Raw genomic sequence first — 21,770 nt, forward strand, 5'->3', positions numbered from 1 at the left:
GCCTTCATTACTACTTCAATTGAAGGCTTACAAGGCAGTATCGTCAACCTTGTTCAACCAGTTCTCAATGTCCCCGATCACTGAAGCAATACAGCCATCTTCGAATGGTGAGATCAGTCCCGCTACTTGTACCAAACCTGTGAAGGATTGACTTCCACCTGCACGGCACAACTTCAGATAGTCTGCCCAAGCGGACTTCCAATCTTCATTCATGCGCTTCCAGAATTGGAATGCACACAATTGTGCCAAGGTGTAATCGATATAGTAGAATGGCGATTGATATATATGGCCTTGCTTCTGCCAGAATCCGCCGCGCTCCAAGTAATCATTACCTTCATAGTCTCTGTGCGGCAAGTACTTCTTCTCGATGTCGCGCCAAGCAGTCTTGCGCTCTGCAGGTGTTGCTTCAGGATTGCTGTATACGAAATGCTGGAACTCATCCCCAGATACACCGTGTGGAATGAACTGCAATCCGCCCGCCAAATGAGCGAACTTATACTTCTCTGTATCTTCTTGGAAGAACAGCTCCATCCAAGGCCATGTGAAGAATTCCATGCTCATCGAATGAATTTCTCCCGCTTCATAAGTTGGCCAGTTATATTCCGGAACCTCGAAATGACGACTCTCGTACACTTGGAACGCATGGCCCGCTTCGTGTGTCAATACGTCGATATCATGAGACGTACCATTGAAGTTGGAGAAGATAAACGGCGCGCCAAACTCACTTAAGAATGTGCAATAACCGCCGCTTTGCTTACCCTTCTTGCTCACAAGATCCATCAGCTCGTTCTCACACATAAAAGTGAAGAACTCGTTCATCTCCGGAGACAGTTCTTGATACATCTTCGCTCCGTTCTCAACGATCCATTCTGGATCGCCCTTCGGTGCTGCATTGCCTGTCTTGAATTTGAAGGATTCGTCATAGTAGTACATTTGATCAACGCCGATCCGCTTGCGTTGGCGCTCTATCAGCTTCATTGCAGCTGGCACGATATGTTCCAGCACCTGTGCTCTGAAATTCGCGACCATGTTCGCATCATAATCCGTACGGCACATCCGGTCATATCCAAGCTGAACAAAATTCTCGTAGCCAAGCTTTTTTGCAATTTTCGTACGTACTTTCACCAGATCATCATAAATGCGATCGAACTTCGCTTCGTTTTCCGCCATGAATCCGAACCTCGCCTCAGATGCACGCTTACGCATGTCACGATCTGTAGACAGCTCGAATGGTGTCAATTGTGCCAGTGTACGCTCTTCTCCTTCGAATGGGATTTTGGCAGAAGCGATCAATTGAGAATGTTCGGATGACAGCTTGTTCTCCAGCTGCAAGTCTTTAATTATTTCAGGGCTGAACGTCTTGAGCATTTTCTCAGCCAACTGGAACAGCTGAATGCCCCATTTCTGTTCAAGTTCTGGTCTGAACTTCGAATTCACGAGCGCCCGATAGTAGTCTGTTATGTATTCTTGGATTACTGGAACTACCTCGTCCATGTATTCCTGCTCGGCTTTGTAGAATTCATCATTCGTATCGATCGAATGGCGAATAGATACCAATTGCACCTGTGTATCGAATTCATTGCGAAGCTTGTTAATGTCAGACATGATGTCATCCTGCTGCTCGAAGCTGTCTGCAGCTTCAAAGGAACTGATCAGTCGTTTCATTTGGTGTTCAATTTGTTTCGCATCCGGTCGAACATATGCGTATTCACTAAACTTCATCTTCTTATGCATCCTCTCTATTAGATAATCCATAGATTATTTTGGTGGGGAATATTGTAGAAAATAGAAGCCGGCTGCACCACATGAAGTTCCGAAACACCGTAGCTTTATTCTACCCGCCCTTTCATAGCCGTACATGGAAGAAGTAAAAAATACTATCTACGAACCCCTCTCCCCTAATATTACCAGTACATCAATTTGCAATAAAGAGAGGACAGCTAAAATTCGACCTTATGCAAAGACCACAAGCACGACTTGTGCTTGTGGTCTAATTGTTCTTATCAGTTACGATTTAATGCTGATTGCTTACAACGATTGCTTACAATGCCGCATCATCGACACTATTCAACCAGTTCTCAATGTCCCCGATCACCGAAGCAATACAGCCATCTTCGAATGGTGAGATCAGTCCCGCTACTTGTACCAAACCTGTGAAAGATTGACTTCCTCCTGCACGGCACAGTTTCAGATAGTCTGCCCAAGCGGACTTCCAATCTTCATTCATGCGCTTCCAGAATTGGAATGCACACAATTGTGCCAATGTGTAATCAATATAATAAAATGGCGACTGATAGATATGGCCTTGCTTCTGCCAGAATCCGCCGCGCTCCAAGTAATCATTGCCTTCATAGTCTCTGTGTGGCAAGTACTTCTTCTCGATGTCGCGCCAAGCAGCCTTGCGCTCCGCAGGTGTCGCTTCCGGATTGCTGTATACAAAGTGCTGGAATTCATCCACCGTTACTCCGTATGGGATGAACAACAGCGCGCCAGCCAAATGAGCGAACTTATACTTCTCCGTGTCTTCTTGGAAGAACAGCTCCATCCATGGCCATGTGAAGAACTCCATGCTCATCGAATGAATTTCGGCAGCTTCATATGTAGGCCAGTTATATTCTGGCACTTCGAAGTGACGGCTCTCGTACACTTGGAACGCATGGCCCGCTTCATGTGTCAAAACATCGATATCGCCGGATGTACCATTGAAGTTGGAGAAAATAAACGGTGCGCCGTATTCGCTCAAGAATGTACAGTAGCCGCCGCTTTGCTTGCCTTTCTTGCTGACAAGATCCATCAATTCATTCTCACGCATAAACGTGAAGAATTCATTCATCTCAGGTGACAACTCTTCATACATCTTAGCACCGTTCTGTACGATCCAATCTGGATCACCCTTCGGTGTCGCATTCCCTGTCTTGAAGTCAAACGACTCATCATAGTAGTACATTTGATCAACGCCGATCCGGTTGCCCTGACGCTCCTTCAGCTTCGTAGCGGCTGGCACGATATGTTCCAATACCTGCGCTCTGAAATTCGCTACCATTTCCGCATTGTAATCGGTACGGCACATACGGTCGTATCCAAGCTGAACATAATTCTCGTAGCCCAGTTTCTTCGCAATCTTCGTACGCACCTTAACCAGATCATCATAAATGCGGTCAAATTTCGCTTCGTTCTCGGACATGAAGCCGAACTTCGCTTCAGAAGCACGCTTGCGCATATCGCGATCTGTGGACAACTCGAATGGTGTCAGTTGCGCGAGTGTACGCTCTTCCCCTTCGAATAGAACTTTCGCAGAAGCAATCAATTGGGAATATTCTGTCGACAGCTTGTTCTCCAGCTGCAAGTCTTCAATGATCTCAGGGCTGAATGTCTTAAGCAGCTTCTCAGCCAACTGGAACAGTTGAATGCCCCACTTCGCCTCGAGCTCCGCTCTATACTTCGAATTCACAAGCGCCCGGTAATAGTCAGTTATGTATTCTTGGATAACGGGACCTACTTCATCCATGTACTCTTGTTCTGCTTTGTAGAATTCATCATTCGTATCGATTGAATGGCGAATGGATACCAACTGCGCTTGCGTATCGAATTCACTGCGAAGCTTGTTGATGTCTGACATGATGCGATCTTGCTGTTCGAAGCTTTCCGCAGCTTCAAAGGAACTGATCAATTGTTTAATTTGCTGCTCAATTAACTTCGCATCAGGTCGGACATATGTGTAATCGCTAAATTTCATCTCATATGCACCCTCTCTATTAGATACTCCATAGATTATTATAACGGAAATGTTGTAAAAAATAACTATTTAAAAGTAAGAGAGTGTGCATATGCGCCTAATAATTTTTGATAATTACGTTACAAGCTCAACAAATTCTTCTACGTTATGCTGAATATAATGATGTATGTGTTCAAGCGTCGCTGGTGCTTGCTTCTTGTACGCTTCATAAAGGTGAGATACCTTGCCGTAGAGTTCCTCATTTTGTTCCAAATCAGCAACGATCGCTTCGCGCCAAGATCGGTCTGGCTTGCGATTGTATGACTCCACTAACGCTTCTACTTGGTCATACAAGCGCAGCATGCCTTCATCCTCAAATTGCCGCATGCCATTCTTCAAAGCCTGCCACGCCTGAAGATCACCTACAAAATAAGAGGCAAACCAATAAAACTCATCGATAGATTCAGTATGCTTATGAAACACAAAAAACATAAATAGCGCCTTTTGACCCTCGGTCAACTTAGCATACACCTGTGACTTCTCAATAGGATCCTTGCCCTTGATTCGCTCAATAATAGGCTCAATCATCTTCCAGCCCAGCGAGTCTTGTGCAATCGAACGATATACGTCCGTTTGCATTTTAATAATCATGACAATCAACCTCCTAGTTGTACTTGCTCATTAATGGCTCCCCATCCCGATCACTCAATATGAACAATCCCCCATCCTGGATTGCAAAATCCATCTGACCTGCCGGCACTTCGATCACTTCAATCAGCTGTCCCTGTGCATCACGGAGCTGCATGGTCATGGAATACGTAAATGACATTGACTTCACCGTCTTAGGTTCAGCCTCAGTCTCAGATTGTTCTTCTAGCTGAAATGAAGTCACTTCGATATTGCATTGCTGTTTCTTGGCTGTACCTAACGCAATGGCCAGAGTTCGGTTCCGATATAGTTGGTTATATGTCTCTCGGGTCAGGAAAGGCTTAATCCTCTCGTATCTCCCGAGGAGCTGATCCACATGTCCTGTAATTTGCGTATAATCGGGTACATCGTATTGTGCTTGCTTAAATGCTTCGGCCAACTTCGTGTACTGCTGCCATTCTGTTGACGAGCAGCCGATTGTGGACAACATGACACAGAAACACAATACAGTCATCCATATGATCCTCATCCTGAAATTCATACCTCCAACTCACAAAACGAGGAATAACTATTACCTGCACGATGAATCAATCCATCGAAGACATCCGATGAACTTGGAAGATCAAGAATAGTTGGAGCACTGTCATGCACATATAAGAATGGAAAAATCACATGTTGTGGGCAAAATATCATTTCGTGTGTAAAGAAAGAACGAGTTGTTTGTTGTGGAAGTCTGAGGTGTGCTTCTTCACCTTTGCTTGCCTGTAGAGCGCATCATAGGGCAACAAAGACAAGTTTATTCTTCTATTGAGAACCATGTTCCGCTACTTCCTGCTTGTTACGGAGGGAATGAATGAGAAGTGCAATGAAGTAACTGAACACAATCGTGAAAATAATCCCTAATAAATACGTGAATAGATTGAAGAAAGCAGAATTCATATACGGAGTGAGCAAATAATCCAATAAGGAATTGTCCGAAACATCATCAGGTACGCCCTCTCTCATAAACACAAAGCGCTGTACCAATCCTAATCCAATCGATATTCCAATGAGGAAAATGAGAAAACCGCTGTTGGACTTCTTATTACTCAACCGATTCATATAAACGAATCCTGATGCAGTACCAATGAGGGACAGCAACAAGAGGTAGAACGGAAGAAATAGGAGGATTGCAATCAATCCTATGTTGCCATTGCCTGATGTTCTGCCCGTTGAATGATAATGAATGGTCATCATATCAATGAGTTCAAGTTCGAGGAGCGTGACGACGAATAGGCATACAAAAACACCAAGCATAATCTTCTGCTGCTTGGAGCCGGAGATGACCGCATTCCAAAAGCTTGACATCCGTACACCACCAGAGATTTATAATATATGCCATATTGTACCATTTATTTGTTATGCAGATCAACACCTCAATTATGCCTAATCGGTGAACTTTATTAGCCACCTTCCCAACAATTGTAGACTTATTCCCAATATAAAAAGAGAAGGAACAGTGCACTCCTTCTCCCTGTATTATCTTTAATTTCCACCTTTTTAGCTCGACCTCAGATCCGATTATAAAAGTTGTAAAAGTTCCAGAGCCCTGCCCTTGCTCACTTGTCACACTGATTCAAAAAGTCTCGAATCGTCTCATACAATCCTTGTTCTTCCGTCATTCTAATTCCATGCCCAGAGTGAGCGAAGGGCCGCACCGTCAGATCCGCGCACATCAACTTGTAACGATTCAGATCTTCTTCCGTAATCATTGAATCATCCAGCATACCATGCATAACTAGAACAGGCTGTGGAAGCATGATTTCAAGAGCAGCATATTCAGAATCACGATGAATTCCGATAATCGCTTCCTGCCGAATGTGCGGTAAGCGTTCGTGCGGAATGATGTATTCATGTAAGTATTCTTCGGCCCACGCTTCGCTCATGGCACGATGCTCAGGCGGATAATCATCAAGCAGCAGACTGCGTATATACGGCTTTGCTGCTCTCGCATACCCCAACGCATAGGATACTCCTCTTGAGTGGCTGTACATGTGATATTGAATCAATCCAGCGGTCTGTACAACCTTCTCGATATCGGCCACATGCTCCTCCAAGCCATATCCAGTGAGCGGTGTGTCACTATGTCCTCGTCCACGGAATGACAATGCCACACATCTTCGCGGAAGCAAGAATTCCATAAGTGCTTCAAATTCCTCCGCGGTCTCGGACAATCCCGGGCAAATAAGCAATGGGGTAATAGATGGATCTGCTTCATCCAAAGTATCCAGAACATGTATGCCTACGCCATCGCTGCTGTTCGTCCGATACGATTTCATCGACATCCCCCTTTAATTGCGAAGTCGTTGCAAGATCTCTTCCTTCTCTTGCGTCATTGCTTAATTCAATGGCTTAATAAAGCCATATGCCGCATCCTTCGTAAATCCAAGCTTCTCATAAAATTGATGCGCATCCGTTCTCCACGCACTTGATAAAAGAACGACACTATGACAGTCGCTTTCTACGGCAATTTTCTCAATCGCATCTACGAGGATTTGTCCAATGCCTTTTCGATGATAGCTTTTGCTTACGATCATATTTTCCAGCACCATGAACGGGCGACATTGACCTGTTAAGTCATAGCAGCGAATCCCCATTACGGAGCCGACAAGCTTGCCGGAATCATCTACTGCACCTATGAATGTATAGTCTGGGTTCGATTGCAGCGCAGTAAATCTTTCTCTTAGCCTTTCAATGTTCGTCTCACTGTTATCGAGCTCCGTATATAGCTCCGCCAACTCATCAAGTTGAGTTCGTGCAACTGTCTGTATATGTATCATTGATTGATCCCCCTTTTCGCGATAGACAGATATATCCATTCTATAATCACTCTGACAAATCCTTCAACATATAAATTAACCGGGATACAAAAAGAGAAAGCGCCCTCTAAATGGGATGATCTCCACCAGAGGGCGCTTGCACATGTTCACATACATGACGCGTGTAACAACTGCTCGCAGCTGTTTCCACTTATAAGGTTGTCAAAATGACTGGACCATCCTTCGTAATCGCAATCGTATGCTCATATTGCGCCGACAAACCGCCGTCAGCTGTACGTGCAGTCCAACCGTCGCTGTCGAGCTTCACATGGTAGCGGCCCGTATTCAGCATCGGTTCGATCGTAATGACCATGCCTTCCTTCAAGCGAATGCCGCGATTTGGAGAACCATAGTGCGGTACTTGCGGCTCCTCATGCATATCCTTGCCTATACCATGGCCGATGAAGTCTCTTACTACCGAGAATCCATTCGCTTCTGCATAGGATTGAATCGCATGTCCGACATCTCCGAGTCGATTGCCTGGAACCGCCTGCTCGATGCCGAGATACAAGCATTTCTCCGTAACGGTGAGCAATTTGTCTGCCTGCTCCGATACTTCACCGACACGGTAGCTCCACGCTGAATCAGACAGAGCGCCATTCAAATTTACGACCATATCAATGGTTACGATGTCGCCATCCTTCAATGGCTCTTTGTTCGGGAACCCGTGACAGATCACATCATTCACAGATGCGCATGTCGCAAACGGAAAGCCGTGATATCCCTTCTGTTCAGGCGTTGCACCATGCTTATGCAAATAGCGCTCCACGAACTGATCGATCTCATGTGTGGTCACGCCAGGCTTAATCATACCTGCGAGCTCTTGATGCACCTGCGCAAGCAGTCTCCCCGATTCGCGCATTGCATCGATTTCTTGCTGACTTTTCAAAATAATCATATTTCTACACCTCAATAGCTGCGTAATGACGTAATATATCTTATTGTACACCAAAACACATTGCTACCCGGTCATTTATCACAAAAAAATTCATTTTGGCATCAATTGGTGTCTTTTCGCGGTCTTTCCACTCCACTGTAACATGCTGCAAAATCGCATTTCTTAGCCTTATACAACATGGGAGGGTTGGTAGATAATCCTCCCCATATGAGCTTCCTACTCTTCTGGCTGCAAACTCTCAATGGCCGTAAAAAATACATCCATTAATTCCATTTCGAAGTTGTGCTGCACATAATCCGTAATTTCATGAAGTTCCTGTTCGGATTTGAATTCAAGCACAGGACGTCCTTCGCATTTCAAGACGGTACAGCTATACTTCTCTTTGACCTGCTCGATGATATAATCTTGACTGACTGGTGCAACTGATTTTCCACTCATGCTGTGACTTGCCCCCCTATTATCTTTGCCAAATGTTACATATGTATCATTTCTAGCAATCAGCAGCATGATTGTCTATGAAGTTAATCACAATCGATTCGAAGTAATTGTTCATAGGGATCGCCTTCAAGCTGAAGAAGGAGAGGGCAGCGTACCGATAAGGTGTACGGCTCTAAAACCTCCATAATATAACAAAAACTTACCCGCTGCCTAATGGCCCGCAGGTAAGTTCACATTATGAATTCTTTATCCTTTACGCAGACGCACCAAGCTTCTTAGCGCACCGTTACATTGGACAAATCAGCCTTATAGCTCTTCAGCAGCGCATAAGTCAGCTTATCCATCGTCGCCCCGTCGAAAATCGTCTTCTTCACATCTGTCTTAAAGGACACATTGTTGAATACCGCATTGCGGAATGTTGTCTTTCGCAACCCAGCATAATCAAACACAACCCCATTGAATGTTAAGTTGTCGAAGCTGACGCCAGAGAAATCAGAGGACTTGAACGTGGTATTCTCGAAAATACAATCTGTGAAAATCGCTTTTCTCGCGCTTGACTTCACTATTTGCGCACCTGACAAATTTGCCCCTGTAAAGTTGACCTGATCCAAGCTGCTGCACTTGAAAGAACTGTTCGTTAAATCCGAATAGCTGAAATCCGATCCTTTCAAATTGCTGTAATTGAACTGTCCATCATGCACAGAAGTCGATTTGAAATCAGAGTTTTCCAAATTGCTTTTCGAAAAGTCCATCCCCACCTTCTGCTGCAGCTGAACTGTTTGCGAATTAATACTCTCAATGAGTTCAGAAATCTCACCAATCGATTCAATCGTTAGAAGATAGGCTGCCTCATCATCATAACCCTCCTTCTTCAAATCGCTCAGCTTCTCCTGTAAATCATACAGCAGTTCTTCCTTCAGTTCCTGGATCTGCTTCAAATCTTCATATGGGGAAAAGACGCTGTCCAAGTATCGTCTTAGTCGCTCATTCATCGCATATTCCACCTTTCTTATAGAGGTTGTTCAAAAAGTCCGCTTTTGATCACGAAGTAAATCATGAAGTGGACTCGGCATCGAATCTTGAATTCAGCCGGCCCTAAGCAGATGCTTACGAAGTATGTTTCCTGCGGAAACATCTTAGGTGCTCATGTACCCAAAACGTACACTCCGCTCCTCAGGCCCTAGCTTCATCCAACTGAAGCGTTTTGAAAAAACGCACATCGGAAGCATATGCTTCGGTGCTGAAAACCGGCCTTTTTGAACACGCACTTATATCAAAATATCTAATATTTTCTTCGCATATTCCCAATTCTGCTTATTGTCTGCATACGTGATGCGCCCTTTGTCCGTAATGCGGTAATACTTCCGTCTACCGCCATGCGTCTCGTCCCCCCAATAGGAAGTAATGTTTCCTTCTGACTCCAGCCGCTTCAGACTGGAATACATTGTGGCTTCCTTCAGCTCGTATTGCCCATCTGATCCACTGTGCACCAGCTTGCATATTTCATAACCGTATTTATCTCCGCTCATCAGCAGCTTCAAAATAATTGTATCCGTATGGCCGCGCAGCAAATCAGAAGACAGCTTCGCATTCATGCAAGGATCACCTCCTCAATAACAATATAGATCAAAGTACTATGACAGTCAAGGTACTATTATGATCATTGCAAATTTTCCTCATACAACCACCTGCTGGAAGTGCTCCAAGTACCCTAATCGAACAAAACAAAAAGCCTGATTCGAAACGCAATCATGCGTGAATCAGGCTTCAAAATCTAATTCATCTTATCGTACAAATGGTCAGCAATGCTGCTCAGCACATAATTAGATGCTATTCTCTGAATTGCGCCTTGTGCAGTCGGCTATACAAGCCGCCTACGGCAAGCAGTTCGTCATGACCGCCCTGTTCTACAATTCCCTTTTCGGTTACAACTACAATACGATCGGCAATCTTAATCGTTGCCAAGCGATGAGCGATTACTAGCGTTGTCCGTCCCTCCGACAATTCCGCTAGAGACTGCTGGATAGCTGCTTCCGTCTCCGTATCAAGAGCAGATGTTGCTTCGTCCAAGATAAGGATTGGCGGATTCTTCAAGAACATACGCGCTATGGCGAGGCGCTGCTTCTGGCCACCCGACAGCTTCACTCCACGCTCGCCAATTACTGTGTTCATACCTTCCGGCTGATCACGAATGAAGTCATCCAGCCGCGCGCGCCGTGCTGCTTCCCAAATATCCTTATCGGAGGCTCCAAGACGCCCATATGAGATATTCTCACGAATGGTTCCAGCGAACAAGAAGACGTCCTGCTGCACGATGCCAATCTGCTTGCGCAGCGATTGCAGCTTCAAATCGCGAATATCGACGCCGTCTACCGTAATACTGCCTTCAAGCACGTCGTAGAATCTCGGCAGTAAACTGCAGAGCGTCGTCTTGCCAGAGCCCGACGGCCCTACGAAGGCAACCGTCTCGCCTGCGTTAATGGCAACGTTAATGCCGCGCAGAACAGGACGATCCTGTTCGTAACCGAACGTAACATCTTGGAACCGAATATTGCCGCGCAGCATGCCCACATCCACTGCATCCGGCTTATCCTTCACGTCAGGCTCGGTGTCGATAATCTCTACATAGCGCTTGAAGCCAGCGATTCCTTTCGGATAACTCTCGATCACGGTATTAATCTTCTGGATCGGGCCGAGGAATACGTTCGTCAGCAAAATAAACGCCAAAAACTCTCCGTAAGATAATTCCTTCTGAATGACAAACCATGTACCGCATAGCAGTACAAATACGGTTACAATACGCATCAAAATATAACTGATTGACGTATTCCACGCCATGATGCGATAAGACAACAGCTTCGTCTTGCGGAAGCGGCCGTTGTTCTCTGCAAACAACTCCTTCTCATGCGTCTCGTTAGCAAAGGCTTGAACAACGCGGATGCCGCCAATGCTGTCTTCTACGCGAGCATTGAAATCAGCAAGGTCTGTCATCATTCTCCGAAATGTCCCCATCATCTTCTTATTGAAAAAGATCGTGATGGAACATAGTAACGGAACAACGACGAACGTCAACACGGCCAGCTTCCAGTTCAACCCGAGCATAAGACCAAATGCGCCGAGCAGTGTCATCACCGCAATGAACAAATCTTCCGGCCCATGGTGGGCTACCTCGCCGATTTCAAGGAGGTCATTTGACATGCGGGACATCAGTTGCCCTGTCTTATTGTTATCGAAGAAACGAAATGACAGCTTCTGCAAGTGCTCGAACATTTTCTTGCGCATATCTGTCTCAATGTTAATGCCAAGCATATGCCCCCAGTACGTGACGACAAAATGCAGCACCATATTAATCAAATAAATCACGAGCAGGCCAATGCAAGCCCATACGATCCACGTCCAGTTCCCTGTTGGCAGCAGCTTGTCCACAACCTGATTCACTGCCAGCGGGAAACCGAGCTCAAGTAATGCGACGAATACCGCACAGGTAAAGTCTAAGAAGAACAGCCCCATGTAAGGACGATAATAGGAGAAAAACCTTCGCAGCAATCGATTCCCTCATTTCTCTATGTCAGTATAATCATAATCAACAATCTATGTCATTATAATGCATTGATAATGATTATCATAGAGAAAAATAAAAAAGACTCGAGTTCACTCCTCCGTGACCCCGAATCTTCAGAAATACATCGATATTATAATTGCGTTACCAATCAATTTACGCTGCTAGGCTCATTATCGAACAAATGGTTGCACTCATTCATCAAATAAGTCATATACGCCAAGGCATCCCGCTTCCTCTCCCACTTCGAAGCATAGAGAGACTCCCCGATGCCTCGTCTTTCGTTGATCGATTCTTGCAGAATCTTATGCCATCGCGCAGGAACTATGCTCAATGCATATTCCCCCGCTCCAGCCTTACTCACAATCGCTCTTTCACGGAACGTATACCATTGTCTGGTTACACCAAGTACCCCCCACGCAACTTGAGCACGATTGAGCAGCAGGAAGGAATGAATAGACAAGAACGGTGTTGATCTCTGTATCCAATTCGCCCAATAGGTGTTCAAATTCTCATGCATATCAGACAAGAACAAGTTCATATCTAAGGGAATATCCAATTCAGCCACAGGCGGCCCAACGATTGCTAGGCCGTGATACTTCATTTCATACCAGGTCACAGGATTGAGCTCGAAATAACCTGCTCGGTTCATCTTCCCATCACAATAATAGGGAAACGACGCAATTTCATGAGGCAACTTGCCTATATCCTCCCAAGTCAAGTAGATCCCGTTCATATTAGGCTTTGGAGCAAACCGCCTTACTTTCGCATGAATAATTGCCATTTGTCTAATCTCATCTGCATTCAGTCGTTCACGAGTGATCGCAATGAAGTCAATATCGCTTAATGATAACGAATAATCCCCTAACGCAATTGAGCCATAGACATACAATCCCTCCAGCCAATCCTGCTTATATTCGTCAATTAACTTGATATATCGATTCAGAATAAGTTCAATCTCAGGTTGTATATTCACCAATGCTGTACGCTCCCTTGTATGTTACAAACTGCTCGGATACACAATCATCGCGATGATAACCAATACGATAAGCAAACTAGCAATAAATACACCATAGCGGACACCTCGTAGATGTTCCGTCTCCTTGTCGTAGTGCTCTCCTCGGCGAAATATGCCATAATATAACCCCAACATCAATTCAAGCACCATCTTCATAAAGCTCTTCAGCGTTCGCATGGGTAAAAAACACTCCCTATCTAATCAGATAATGATCATTACCTCTTCTGACTAGTCTTGATGCAGCGCTTATTTCCTTTATGACATTCTCAATATAGGCGACATCCTTCTCTTTTAGCGAGCAACCGAAATAATCTCTCTAAATAGTATTAGTTGAATATGGATTCATTCATTCCAAAAAAGTCATATGCGGCATCGCTTCCTTGTAATAGTCCAAGCGATCCGCCAATTGACCGGAGTGGAATTCAAATCGGTGTCCGTCTGGGTCTGTGAAATAGATCGACCGCTTGTCCCGCTCATCACGCTCTCTTCCAGGCAGTATTCGGGCACCGTATTGTTGAAGCTTCGTCTTTATCTCATCAATATCATGTTCGTTTACGGTAAAAGCAATGTGGGTATACCTTTGTAAGTATTCATCGTTCATCCCGGAAATGTGTGATCATGCAAAATGCACAGGAGGCGAATCTAGCGATTCTCCTACCCTGTTAGGAGTTGCTGACAGTTATGTACGATTGCTATCTAATCGATCAGTTTGTGCTGGAATATACATGCGCTGAACCTCTATTGGCCCAGGCATAAAACCAAGATTGTAGTATACCGATTCCGCTGTATTCCCCTGCATCACATACAGTCTTAGAACAGGATAGTGCCCTTTCAAATTAGATAATGCCGTTTGAAGCATTCTTGTGGCAATCCCCTGCCCCGAATAGGAAGGATGCACGGCAATATTATAAATAGCTGGGTAACTTCCTTGCATGGACACGAGACATGCGCCTACCACTTCATTCGTATGACTATCGACAACGATCGTCGAGGCGTTCCTTACCAAGTCATTCGTGTAAGACACATATTCGCGGATATCCTCTTGATAGAATTGCATATCCGTCTGCTGTCTGCGAATGGCATCTATCGAACCTGCACCGGCAAAACTTCGATATAAGAGCTTCGCAATGTCATTCTCGTTCCGCAGTTGATTGATGCCATCCTGCTGGATCATTTCTGGCGTCTCCACAACAAAGTGATCTTCCCACTTGACTACAAAAGCTTCGGTTGGCCGCTGCATCCAGCGGCATCTGAATGCTGATGGCCAGAAGCCAGCTCTACCTAGCAGCTCAACCTGATCTGGCAGTACCTCGAATATAATAATATCCTTGCGTAGATCAGACCAGCTGATTAGCGCTTCCTTCAATAATAGCACGATGCGCCGTTCATCTCTGAATGGCGGGATGAAGAACAGCGTATACATGACATTGGGCGCTATCACTACCCCGCCGATGCGAGCTTCGCCTTCATAAATCCAGAAGGGATCTCGCCATCCTTCATATTCATATCCTTGATCCTTGAAAAAACCGTTATATTCTGCACTATAATACACAGAGCAGTATATTCCCCATTCGATCTTATCCGCCTTCAGCAGGTATACCTGTTCCGATAACGCATAGCGCTGCTGTTCAGGCTCCCATCGCGGGATCATTGCCATTATGCATCACCTTTCAGCTGTTAGGTCATTTCCCATCAAGTTGCATCTGCTCATATTCGTCCTTTAACACGCTCATCACGATAACATCCGAGTACTTTCCGTCCTTAAACATCTTCTGGCGGAGTCTCCCTTCCTCCTTGAAGCCACAGCTGATATAACAACGATGCGCCCGCTCATTGAATGCATACACCTCCAGCTCCAGCCGGTTCAAATTCAAGGAGTGGAATACAAACTTCTGCATCAGTCTAATCGCTTCCCTGCCATAACCGGCACCAAGCATATCTTTGCGGCCGATCACGATGCCAAGTACGGCGGAGCGATTTTTCCAGTCAATCTGATGCAAATCAATTTGACCGATATAATCCAACGATTGCCGATCAGCGATGACGAAGCCTTTCGATTTAGACGAACTGTCAATCATCATTTCTAGAAAGGCTTCCGTATCTTGTTCCGCATGCGGATACAAAAAAATATCACTCAGTGTATTCGTTATCTCCTCATCATTTGCCCATTTCCGAATCCATCCCAAATCTTCTCTGCGATATTCGCGTAATGTGATGCGGTTTCCATGTAAATATGGCATCAATTGCACCGTCCTCTCTTGAAAAAAATTATTAGCTATTTCCTACCATTTATTTTTGCTATCATAACAATCAAGACCTAATCCATCAAGGTAATTTTCATTACAAGGTATTCTTTACTTCGACCACCTGTATACAGAGTGCCGTATCCACTCTTTGGAAACATCACACTAGGGTGCAACACTGCGATGGCTGCATACTGCATTAGCATAACGCAAGACTTTTCCTTAGAATCACTGCAACAGGAACCAGAGGTACACGTAAATGAAGAATTAGGGTACGGTGCAAACCTAAAACAACTTGGGGGTGCTACTCATTCAAACGGAAAAAGAAAATCCAGAAGCAAGTCTGCTATCTTCTAATAAGCTTATGAACATGCACGCTGAAGCCCTGTTTACGCATGATGACAAGATGCGGCTTCGATCGATTAACGAGCCGTGGCCTGGTGAGCGTCCAGCTCCTCGCTTTTTCTTAGGACGAACCATGGATGGCAAGACGATATGTAGATTTCGCCATGATGTTCCAAGCTCGGTAGTCGAACAACTGAAGTCATTAATTAAGGTTGAACCCGCAATTCGTGATATTCATGCAACACCGAAGCACTATGAATCCTATATGAGCCTCCTGCATGCTGAACAATTCACAATGGGGCCTTGTTACTATGTACCTGATACCAGCTTGGCGGATGCGAGTTCGGAGAAGCCAGTAACGATCACGCAAGAAAATATAACAAAATGGGATTACAGCGGATTCGAGTGGCTGGCCTCAGAAATCGAGTATGCACAGCCTTGCGTCGCAATCGTTCACCATGAGCAGATTGTATCGCTATGCCGGAGTGTTCGTATTTCTTGTCATGCCCATGAGGCTGGGCTAGAAACGCTTCACGACTTTCGTGGTAGAGGGTACGCAGCTCACGTAGTTGCAAGCTGGGCTCAAGCGGTCCGCAGGATCGGAGCCATCCCGTTATACAGCACGTTCTGTGACAACTTCTCTTCACAGCGTGTCGCCGCAAAAGCTAATTTGCCGATATACGGAGTCAACTTCACTATCTATAGCAGGTAAAAAAAAGCACCGAGGTTCGGTGCTTTTGGCTTTTCTTACACACTTCACAAATTCACTATCTCACGCCTGCTTCTTCATGTTGCTTGTACGTTGACGTTGACGAAGCGGGATATTGACGCCCAACACGCCGATTATGATGAGCCCAGCGCCAACGATATGATAGTACTGCAAGCTTTCGTTCAAGATCATGACACCTGCTCCCATCGTCACAACCGTCCCTAATTGCGTAAATACGCTTACCTTCACAGCCTCCAGCTTCGATAATGCATAGTTCGTCAAGTATGCGGTCATCAGAGAAGATAACACGCCCAAGTAGAGAATGGAGACTACGAACATCGGATCGAATAGCGGCTGCATCACATTCCATGTCGTTCCTTCCGCAATATGCTGGAAGATCGCCATCGCATTAAAGAGCACGAATCCGAAGCAGGTCATAATAAAGGTTACATCCATCACTCCATATTTGCGTGTTCTCTTGCGTGCAGCAACGTTGTATCCCGCTAAGGAGAGCACAGACAGGAAGACGAGCAAGATGCCTAATAAACTTGTATTTCCAACGTTAACGCCTTTCATCGCAAAGATATAAATAAGTCCTGAGACCGACAGAAGCAGAGCAATTTTTTGCTGCCATGTGGAATGTTCCTTCAGCCAATACGATGCGAATATCATCGTGAATATCGGTACAGCCGCCTGAATAATCCCAGCCTCCGAAGCAGATACGGTGACGAGACCGAATGTTTGAAAGGCAAAAAACAATCCGGGGTAGAGAACCGCCAGCGGGACAATCGTCGCAACATCCTTCCATCGTAGGTTCAGCTTTACTCTTCCGAACAGAATCAAGATCATGATAGCCGCAAAGGATGCCGTAAATCGATAGGCAAGCATGTCTAGCGAGTTTACGCTTTGCAGCGCTATTTTTACAAAAACAAAGGAAAATCCAATAATCAGTGTATTTAGGATGGCGGCGATATACGCTTTTTTTACAGCTGAATGATTCATGATCGATTCCTCTCTTCCTTGCTTGCAAGCAATTGATTACTGAAGGCCCTACAACCATGTTAATTGCTGCAGCACTATGCTACAATCAAGAAAATTAGCATCTGTACCGGTACAGATTCGAGGTGAATGGAGATCGATGTATAAATTCGAGCAGGTCATTCAGAATTTAGAGCGCAATCTGGAGAAGCACACCTTGAACGACGGGGATAAACTTCCTTCCATTCGCGAGCTTGCCATTCAATATGGGGTCAACAAGAGCACGATCATTCGGGCACTGCATGATTTGGAAGAAAGACATCTCATCTATTCGGTGGCGAAGAGCGGCTATTACGTTGTTCGGGCACGAAATCAAGCAGATTTCAAGAAGCAGGAAATTATCGATTTTGTCTCCGCCGCGCCTGACCCTGGCGTGTTCCCATACTTGGATTTCCAGCACTGTATCAACAAAGCGATCGATACCTACAAAAATGATCTATTCATCTATGGGACCTCTCAAGGGCTGCCATCGCTGCTTGCACTCATGCAGCGGCATCTCGCCAATTATCAGGTGTTTACACAGCTGTCCAACATCTTCATTGTATCAGGGGTGCAGCAAGCCCTCTCCATACTTTGTACCATGCCTTTTCCGAACCAAAATAGGATGATTCTTATTGAACAGCCTTGTTATCATCTGCTGGTTGAACATCTGCAAACGCATCAACTTCCTGTAATGGGCATTCGCCGAACGGAGCAAGGCATCGATATGGACGAGCTAGAACGAATATTCCGTACGGAGGACATTAAGTTTTTTTATACGATACCAAGATTCCATAATCCGCTTGGCTCTTCCTACCGTACCGAAGAAAGGAAGCGAATCGCTGCCCTCGCACACAAATACGACGTCTATATCGTCGAGGATGATTATTTGGCCGATTTGGAACACAATCCGAAGTCCGATCCACTATATGCGTACGATCAATCTGGGCATGTCATTTACTTGAAGAGCTACTCGAAGATTATTTTTCCAGGGCTCCGCATTGGGGTGGCTGTGATTCCAGATGCACTAATCCAGACGTTCAATCGGTATAAACGAACACAGGATATTGACAGTTCCATGCTATCGCAGGGAGCGCTCGAAATCTACTTGAAGAGCGGCATGTTCGAGCATCATCGCGAGAAAATACGCACCTCGTATGCCAGAAGGTCGCAGCTCATGCAGGCAGTATTGCGAGATATCTCCCTTCAGCAGCATGAACATTTCGCAATCCCAAGCGCTTCATCCCATCTAACGGTGCATACCCATCTGGAACTGCATGACAGACTGCCTGTGCAGCGGCTTATTTCTGATGCACAAAAGAAATCGATTCATCTCGAATCGATCGACAAGCATTACTTAGCTTCGTTCCCGGCTAGCAATTTGTTGAAAATCAATGTGACGAATGTGCCTGAGGATCGCATCGAGCTTGGGCTGCGTCAGCTCATAGAGATAGTGAGCACTATTCAGTTCAACAAAGGATAGCCTGAACCAAGATCCCCTACGAAGCGAAAAGGAGCGGCTCTCCTTAAGGTCAATTACTGACCATTAAAGATCCCGCTCCTCTTCCTTTCTCATGCAAATGCAAATTATGTATTCGCCAGATTCAATTGCCACGATACACCGAACTTGTCCTGTACCCAAGCAAATTTGGCGCTCCAAGACGAGGCTTCAAGCGGCATCAGCACTTGTCCTTCCTCAGACAGCTCCCGAAATACTCGATCAATTTCTTCTTCCGAATCGCATGTCACGAACAAGGATATAGCCGGCGTAAACTCATGGCGATGCTGCTTGTCCAAGTTATCAATGCACATGAACACCTGTCCTTTCAACGAGAACACGGCGTGCAGCACCTTATCCTTATCTCCTTCGTCCAGTTTTGGCATTGCATCTCCATGTCGCACAATGCTTATCACCTCAGAAGGTTGAAATACGGAAGTATAGCGCTTGATTGCCTCTTCAGCATTGCCGAAAAACATCAGAAACGGATTGATATTTGATGCGTTCACGCAAGTTCATCTCCTTTTAGCATTTATCCCCTTCTACTAATATTCTCGACTGCTGTCATACACATACCAAGCATCATGAACGGCATCTTTTAAAAAAACTCGACTGCATGGAACAAGTTCGTAAGACCGATTCTTGAGATAAAAAAAATAGCCAATGACACCCTAAATGCAGTGCCCTTTGGCTTTATAATCTCGTAACGCCCCCGTGTTTAGCAGTTAGGTATTAACGTTCACATTTCAATTATTGATTATGAGGAATGGACCATAACAGCATATTTCTGCAAATACGCCTCCCGCTGTACCTCATCCCGTTCCAACGTGGAATCTATCTGTGTTGCAGTAATGTCCAGCAGCTTCCCTTTTTCAAATATGCAGTGATAATCGTAGCAGTACATATCGCTTCTCATGCCTTGAAGAACTTGGGACATATTAGAGGCGACTCCTTGATTATGAACATCCATAATCCAATCTACTCGTTTCCAATCCAAGATGCCCTCGTCTGTCTTAATCGGCGTATTGTATGTAAAGCTCTTCTCCACACTTGCTGCGTACAAATACATGCCGCCAAACCTCGTCCCGTCCACCCTCCAACTGACGATGCCCTTGAATGTCAAATCCGTGGGCGTTATTCCCGTTTCTTCTTTCAATTCACGTTCCATCGATTCACGAGGAGACTCCCCTGCTTCCAGCTTGCCGCCGATGCCATTCCAGCACCCCATCCAGCTCGGTTTCTCCCGATTAAGCAGCAGTACCTCGTTCCCGCGTTGAATATAACAGATATTGTAGATTAGCATATGATGTCTCTCCTGATGTTTTGTAATAGTGGAAAAGATAGTTTGGGCTGTCATCTACTGTCGAAACAACCTGATTTGCGTTCGAAGCTGCACGAGCATGATTCCAGTTATCGTTCCAAAAACAAGGCTGATAAGCGACAGCGGCAACCCGACAAAAAGTATCAGCATGCCTATTGCCGGATCATCTTCAGGGGCATTCACAACGTTAAGATTGATAATCGGTTGGAGTCCAACCATCCATACGATAATCCAAACGATATAAGCAACTGATGAGATTAGAAACTGCCTCCATTGTCCCTTTGACACGAGCATGGTAACTGACGCTGTGATTGCCGTTAATATAATAAATCCATACATAAGTACGGAACTGAGCGAATTCTCGTCAGCTCCAACCATAAATCTGATGTATTGAAGACTTGCGACAACATGTAGTAAGGCTGGCAGCGTGCGCAACAACCATTTCATCTGACCGCCCCCCCATCATAACATAGCCTTATGTATCAGGAGCATATCCTGTACGTTATTCAGCGGCTAATGGCTTCGCATGTTGAAATCGAATAATCGAAAAAGCATCCACCGTAGACGCAAGCACTGCATTGTAAATGGGATGCAAATTCGGTGTAAACCGCAATTCTACCCCAGTTCGCACGATGTGCTTAATGAGATTGGTCATCGGCTCGATCTGAATGGGCTTCACCGTTTGTTGCGAAATATAGTATCCAGCATTCGCATCTAGTAACTGAAAAGTGGAATCTTCAAACGTATATTTATAGATCGTTGTATTGCTTATCTGCTCGAGCCAGTCATTCTCAACCACTATTATTTTGTTTGCCACTGTGTGACCAAAGAATCTCGCTTCATCTTCCGTACTCATCATATCCGATTTTGCATAAATGACCCTTGGACAATCTCGGGGCAAATAATAATGAACCGCATTCTCCTCATTTATCGCCCATACTGCCGGCGGAATATGCGATTGTTTTGCTGGACGCGGTATAAATGTGGAAATGGTTGAATCTTCACTAAAATGGTATAGCATCGCGGATCTCCTTCACATATTCTTGTTGTCTTCGTACTGTCTTGAATCTCATGTCTCCTCTATCATTCAAATCATATCTACTGTCTACCATGATATGATTTCTCCAAATCAGTTTCCAGCTACAATTCTATAAAAATAATTTGAGATCCAACAGATCTCGAATCATCGCATCCGCCTCTGCAGGTATCTCATAATACTTGTCTTCCTTCCAGATTGCAGTCATTCCAATTGCACGGCTTGCCCTCACGTCATTGTCCGGATGATCGCCGACGTAAATCGCTTCTTCTGCTCGAACAGACAGTTTATACAATGCACGATGGAAGATAGCTGGATCTGGCTTGCGTAGCCCTTCCCACTCGGAAATCAAGATACAGTCAAAATAGGCTTCAATGCAATTGATCCTCAAGAAAAGATAGCAATGAGCTCTCTCGATCCAATAACGTACCATCCAAATCGAAGATAACAGCCTTCACACCGACACC

At 45.1% G+C, this 21,770-nt stretch carries 24 protein-coding genes and 1 pseudogene; 2 read left to right on the plus strand and 23 right to left on the minus strand.

Going from position 1 to position 21,770, the window contains the following annotated elements; all coding sequences use genetic code 11:
• Positions 1–27: 27 nt before the first annotated feature.
• From RQP50_RS22840 to RQP50_RS22920, 17 genes and pseudogenes are all read right to left on the minus strand, one after another.
• The gene (locus RQP50_RS22840) at positions 28–1,722 is read right to left on the minus strand and encodes a M3 family oligoendopeptidase (protein ID WP_315746848.1); all 1,695 of its coding nucleotides are present in this window, start codon (positions 1,720–1,722) and stop codon (positions 28–30) included.
• A gap of 319 nt (positions 1,723–2,041) precedes the next feature.
• Complete coding sequence (locus RQP50_RS22845; RefSeq protein ID WP_315746849.1) at positions 2,042–3,736, minus strand: M3 family oligoendopeptidase; 1,695 nt, start codon at positions 3,734–3,736, stop codon at positions 2,042–2,044.
• Between the two features lie 114 nt (positions 3,737–3,850).
• A complete protein-coding gene (locus RQP50_RS22850) occupies positions 3,851–4,366 on the minus strand; it encodes a hypothetical protein (RefSeq protein ID WP_315746850.1) in 516 nt (171 codons plus the stop codon).
• A gap of 13 nt (positions 4,367–4,379) precedes the next feature.
• Positions 4,380–4,877: a Tim44 domain-containing protein gene (locus RQP50_RS22855; protein ID WP_072729867.1), complete on the minus strand. Its 498-nt coding sequence runs from the start codon at positions 4,875–4,877 to the stop codon at positions 4,380–4,382.
• A 290-nt stretch (positions 4,878–5,167) separates the two neighbouring features.
• On the minus strand, positions 5,168–5,710 hold the full coding sequence (locus tag RQP50_RS22860; RefSeq protein WP_315746851.1) for a hypothetical protein: 543 nt from the start codon (positions 5,708–5,710) through the stop codon (positions 5,168–5,170).
• A gap of 251 nt (positions 5,711–5,961) precedes the next feature.
• Entirely contained in the window at positions 5,962–6,681 is a 720-nt protein-coding gene (locus RQP50_RS22865) for an alpha/beta fold hydrolase (protein ID WP_072729865.1), read from the minus strand.
• 60 nt (positions 6,682–6,741) lie between these two features.
• Positions 6,742–7,182, minus strand: a complete 441-nt coding sequence (locus RQP50_RS22870; RefSeq protein WP_315746852.1) for a GNAT family N-acetyltransferase — start codon at positions 7,180–7,182, stop codon at positions 6,742–6,744.
• A 190-nt stretch (positions 7,183–7,372) separates the two neighbouring features.
• Positions 7,373–8,119, minus strand: coding sequence for a type I methionyl aminopeptidase (gene map / locus RQP50_RS22875; protein WP_065290526.1), 747 nt, complete (start codon positions 8,117–8,119; stop codon positions 7,373–7,375).
• 216 nt (positions 8,120–8,335) lie between these two features.
• On the minus strand, positions 8,336–8,557 hold the full coding sequence (locus tag RQP50_RS22880) for a hypothetical protein (protein WP_044355742.1): 222 nt from the start codon (positions 8,555–8,557) through the stop codon (positions 8,336–8,338).
• A 275-nt stretch (positions 8,558–8,832) separates the two neighbouring features.
• A complete protein-coding gene (locus tag RQP50_RS22885) occupies positions 8,833–9,549 on the minus strand; it encodes a pentapeptide repeat-containing protein (protein ID WP_021255091.1) in 717 nt (238 codons plus the stop codon).
• A gap of 276 nt (positions 9,550–9,825) precedes the next feature.
• Positions 9,826–10,152: a PadR family transcriptional regulator gene (locus RQP50_RS22890; protein WP_315746853.1), complete on the minus strand. Its 327-nt coding sequence runs from the start codon at positions 10,150–10,152 to the stop codon at positions 9,826–9,828.
• Positions 10,153–10,387: 235 nt separating this feature from the next.
• A complete protein-coding gene (locus tag RQP50_RS22895) occupies positions 10,388–12,103 on the minus strand; it encodes an ABC transporter ATP-binding protein (RefSeq protein WP_315746854.1) in 1,716 nt (571 codons plus the stop codon).
• 164 nt (positions 12,104–12,267) lie between these two features.
• On the minus strand, positions 12,268–13,092 hold the full coding sequence (locus tag RQP50_RS22900) for a nucleotidyltransferase domain-containing protein (protein ID WP_315746885.1): 825 nt from the start codon (positions 13,090–13,092) through the stop codon (positions 12,268–12,270).
• A 24-nt stretch (positions 13,093–13,116) separates the two neighbouring features.
• A complete protein-coding gene (locus RQP50_RS22905; protein ID WP_315746855.1) occupies positions 13,117–13,311 on the minus strand; it encodes a hypothetical protein in 195 nt (64 codons plus the stop codon).
• Positions 13,312–13,480: 169 nt separating this feature from the next.
• Positions 13,481–13,729, minus strand: a pseudogene (locus RQP50_RS22910) (VOC family protein); the annotation flags it as partial.
• An 84-nt stretch (positions 13,730–13,813) separates the two neighbouring features.
• Positions 13,814–14,791 carry a GNAT family N-acetyltransferase gene (locus RQP50_RS22915; RefSeq protein WP_315746856.1) on the minus strand — a complete coding sequence of 326 codons (978 nt, stop codon included), beginning with the start codon at positions 14,789–14,791 and terminating at the stop codon, positions 13,814–13,816.
• 25 nt (positions 14,792–14,816) lie between these two features.
• Positions 14,817–15,374: a GNAT family N-acetyltransferase gene (locus tag RQP50_RS22920; RefSeq protein ID WP_072729861.1), complete on the minus strand. Its 558-nt coding sequence runs from the start codon at positions 15,372–15,374 to the stop codon at positions 14,817–14,819.
• 304 nt (positions 15,375–15,678) lie between these two features.
• Between RQP50_RS22920 and aac(2')-IIb the strand changes: the two genes are divergently transcribed.
• Positions 15,679–16,434: a kasugamycin N-acetyltransferase AAC(2')-IIb gene (gene aac(2')-IIb / locus RQP50_RS22925; protein ID WP_315746886.1), complete on the plus strand. Its 756-nt coding sequence runs from the start codon at positions 15,679–15,681 to the stop codon at positions 16,432–16,434.
• Positions 16,435–16,494: 60 nt separating this feature from the next.
• Here aac(2')-IIb and RQP50_RS22930 read toward each other — a convergent pair whose 3' ends face one another.
• On the minus strand, positions 16,495–17,433 hold the full coding sequence (locus tag RQP50_RS22930; RefSeq protein WP_072729860.1) for a DMT family transporter: 939 nt from the start codon (positions 17,431–17,433) through the stop codon (positions 16,495–16,497).
• A 136-nt stretch (positions 17,434–17,569) separates the two neighbouring features.
• On the opposite strand from RQP50_RS22930, the gene RQP50_RS22935 reads away from it, so the two are divergent.
• Positions 17,570–18,931: an aminotransferase-like domain-containing protein gene (locus RQP50_RS22935; protein WP_072729859.1), complete on the plus strand. Its 1,362-nt coding sequence runs from the start codon at positions 17,570–17,572 to the stop codon at positions 18,929–18,931.
• A 104-nt stretch (positions 18,932–19,035) separates the two neighbouring features.
• Here RQP50_RS22935 and RQP50_RS22940 read toward each other — a convergent pair whose 3' ends face one another.
• The 5 genes from RQP50_RS22940 to RQP50_RS22960 all read right to left on the minus strand — a co-directional run bounded on the left by RQP50_RS22940 (position 19,036) and on the right by RQP50_RS22960 (position 21,655).
• On the minus strand, positions 19,036–19,455 hold the full coding sequence (locus tag RQP50_RS22940) for a VOC family protein (RefSeq protein ID WP_072729858.1): 420 nt from the start codon (positions 19,453–19,455) through the stop codon (positions 19,036–19,038).
• A gap of 248 nt (positions 19,456–19,703) precedes the next feature.
• Entirely contained in the window at positions 19,704–20,249 is a 546-nt protein-coding gene (locus tag RQP50_RS22945; protein WP_072729857.1) for an NUDIX hydrolase, read from the minus strand.
• A 54-nt stretch (positions 20,250–20,303) separates the two neighbouring features.
• Positions 20,304–20,714, minus strand: a complete 411-nt coding sequence (locus RQP50_RS22950; protein WP_072729856.1) for a hypothetical protein — start codon at positions 20,712–20,714, stop codon at positions 20,304–20,306.
• A 55-nt stretch (positions 20,715–20,769) separates the two neighbouring features.
• Positions 20,770–21,288, minus strand: a complete 519-nt coding sequence (locus RQP50_RS22955; RefSeq protein ID WP_072729855.1) for a DUF6886 family protein — start codon at positions 21,286–21,288, stop codon at positions 20,770–20,772.
• 127 nt (positions 21,289–21,415) lie between these two features.
• A complete protein-coding gene (locus RQP50_RS22960) occupies positions 21,416–21,655 on the minus strand; it encodes an HAD family hydrolase (RefSeq protein WP_265332108.1) in 240 nt (79 codons plus the stop codon).
• Positions 21,656–21,770 lie beyond the last annotated feature (115 nt).

It is taken from the genome of Paenibacillus suaedae (genome assembly GCF_032337355.1).
Lineage (GTDB): Bacteria > Bacillota > Bacilli > Paenibacillales > Paenibacillaceae > Paenibacillus_B > Paenibacillus_B suaedae.

Bases quoted from the DNA above. Each gene is read 5' to 3' on its own strand.
- RQP50_RS22840 (WP_315746848.1), bottom strand. From the start codon at position 1,722: ATGAAGTTTAGTGAATACGCATATGTTCGACCGGATGCGAAACAAATT.
- RQP50_RS22845 (WP_315746849.1), bottom strand. From the start codon at position 3,736: ATGAAATTTAGCGATTACACATATGTCCGACCTGATGCGAAGTTAATT.
- RQP50_RS22850 (WP_315746850.1), bottom strand. From the start codon at position 4,366: ATGATTATTAAAATGCAAACGGACGTATATCGTTCGATTGCACAAGAC.
- RQP50_RS22855 (WP_072729867.1), bottom strand. From the start codon at position 4,877: ATGACTGTATTGTGTTTCTGTGTCATGTTGTCCACAATCGGCTGCTCG.
- RQP50_RS22860 (WP_315746851.1), bottom strand. From the start codon at position 5,710: ATGTCAAGCTTTTGGAATGCGGTCATCTCCGGCTCCAAGCAGCAGAAG.
- RQP50_RS22865 (WP_072729865.1), bottom strand. From the start codon at position 6,681: ATGAAATCGTATCGGACGAACAGCAGCGATGGCGTAGGCATACATGTT.
- RQP50_RS22870 (WP_315746852.1), bottom strand. From the start codon at position 7,182: ATGATACATATACAGACAGTTGCACGAACTCAACTTGATGAGTTGGCG.
- map (WP_065290526.1), bottom strand. From the start codon at position 8,119: ATGATTATTTTGAAAAGTCAGCAAGAAATCGATGCAATGCGCGAATCG.
- RQP50_RS22880 (WP_044355742.1), bottom strand. From the start codon at position 8,557: ATGAGTGGAAAATCAGTTGCACCAGTCAGTCAAGATTATATCATCGAG.
- RQP50_RS22885 (WP_021255091.1), bottom strand. From the start codon at position 9,549: ATGAATGAGCGACTAAGACGATACTTGGACAGCGTCTTTTCCCCATAT.
- RQP50_RS22890 (WP_315746853.1), bottom strand. From the start codon at position 10,152: ATGAATGCGAAGCTGTCTTCTGATTTGCTGCGCGGCCATACGGATACA.
- RQP50_RS22905 (WP_315746855.1), bottom strand. From the start codon at position 13,311: ATGCGAACGCTGAAGAGCTTTATGAAGATGGTGCTTGAATTGATGTTG.
- RQP50_RS22915 (WP_315746856.1), bottom strand. From the start codon at position 14,791: ATGGCAATGATCCCGCGATGGGAGCCTGAACAGCAGCGCTATGCGTTA.
- RQP50_RS22920 (WP_072729861.1), bottom strand. From the start codon at position 15,374: ATGCCATATTTACATGGAAACCGCATCACATTACGCGAATATCGCAGA.
- RQP50_RS22930 (WP_072729860.1), bottom strand. From the start codon at position 17,433: ATGAATCATTCAGCTGTAAAAAAAGCGTATATCGCCGCCATCCTAAAT.
- RQP50_RS22935 (WP_072729859.1), top strand. From the start codon at position 17,570: ATGTATAAATTCGAGCAGGTCATTCAGAATTTAGAGCGCAATCTGGAG.
- RQP50_RS22945 (WP_072729857.1), bottom strand. From the start codon at position 20,249: ATGCTAATCTACAATATCTGTTATATTCAACGCGGGAACGAGGTACTG.
- RQP50_RS22950 (WP_072729856.1), bottom strand. From the start codon at position 20,714: ATGAAATGGTTGTTGCGCACGCTGCCAGCCTTACTACATGTTGTCGCA.
- RQP50_RS22955 (WP_072729855.1), bottom strand. From the start codon at position 21,288: ATGCTATACCATTTTAGTGAAGATTCAACCATTTCCACATTTATACCG.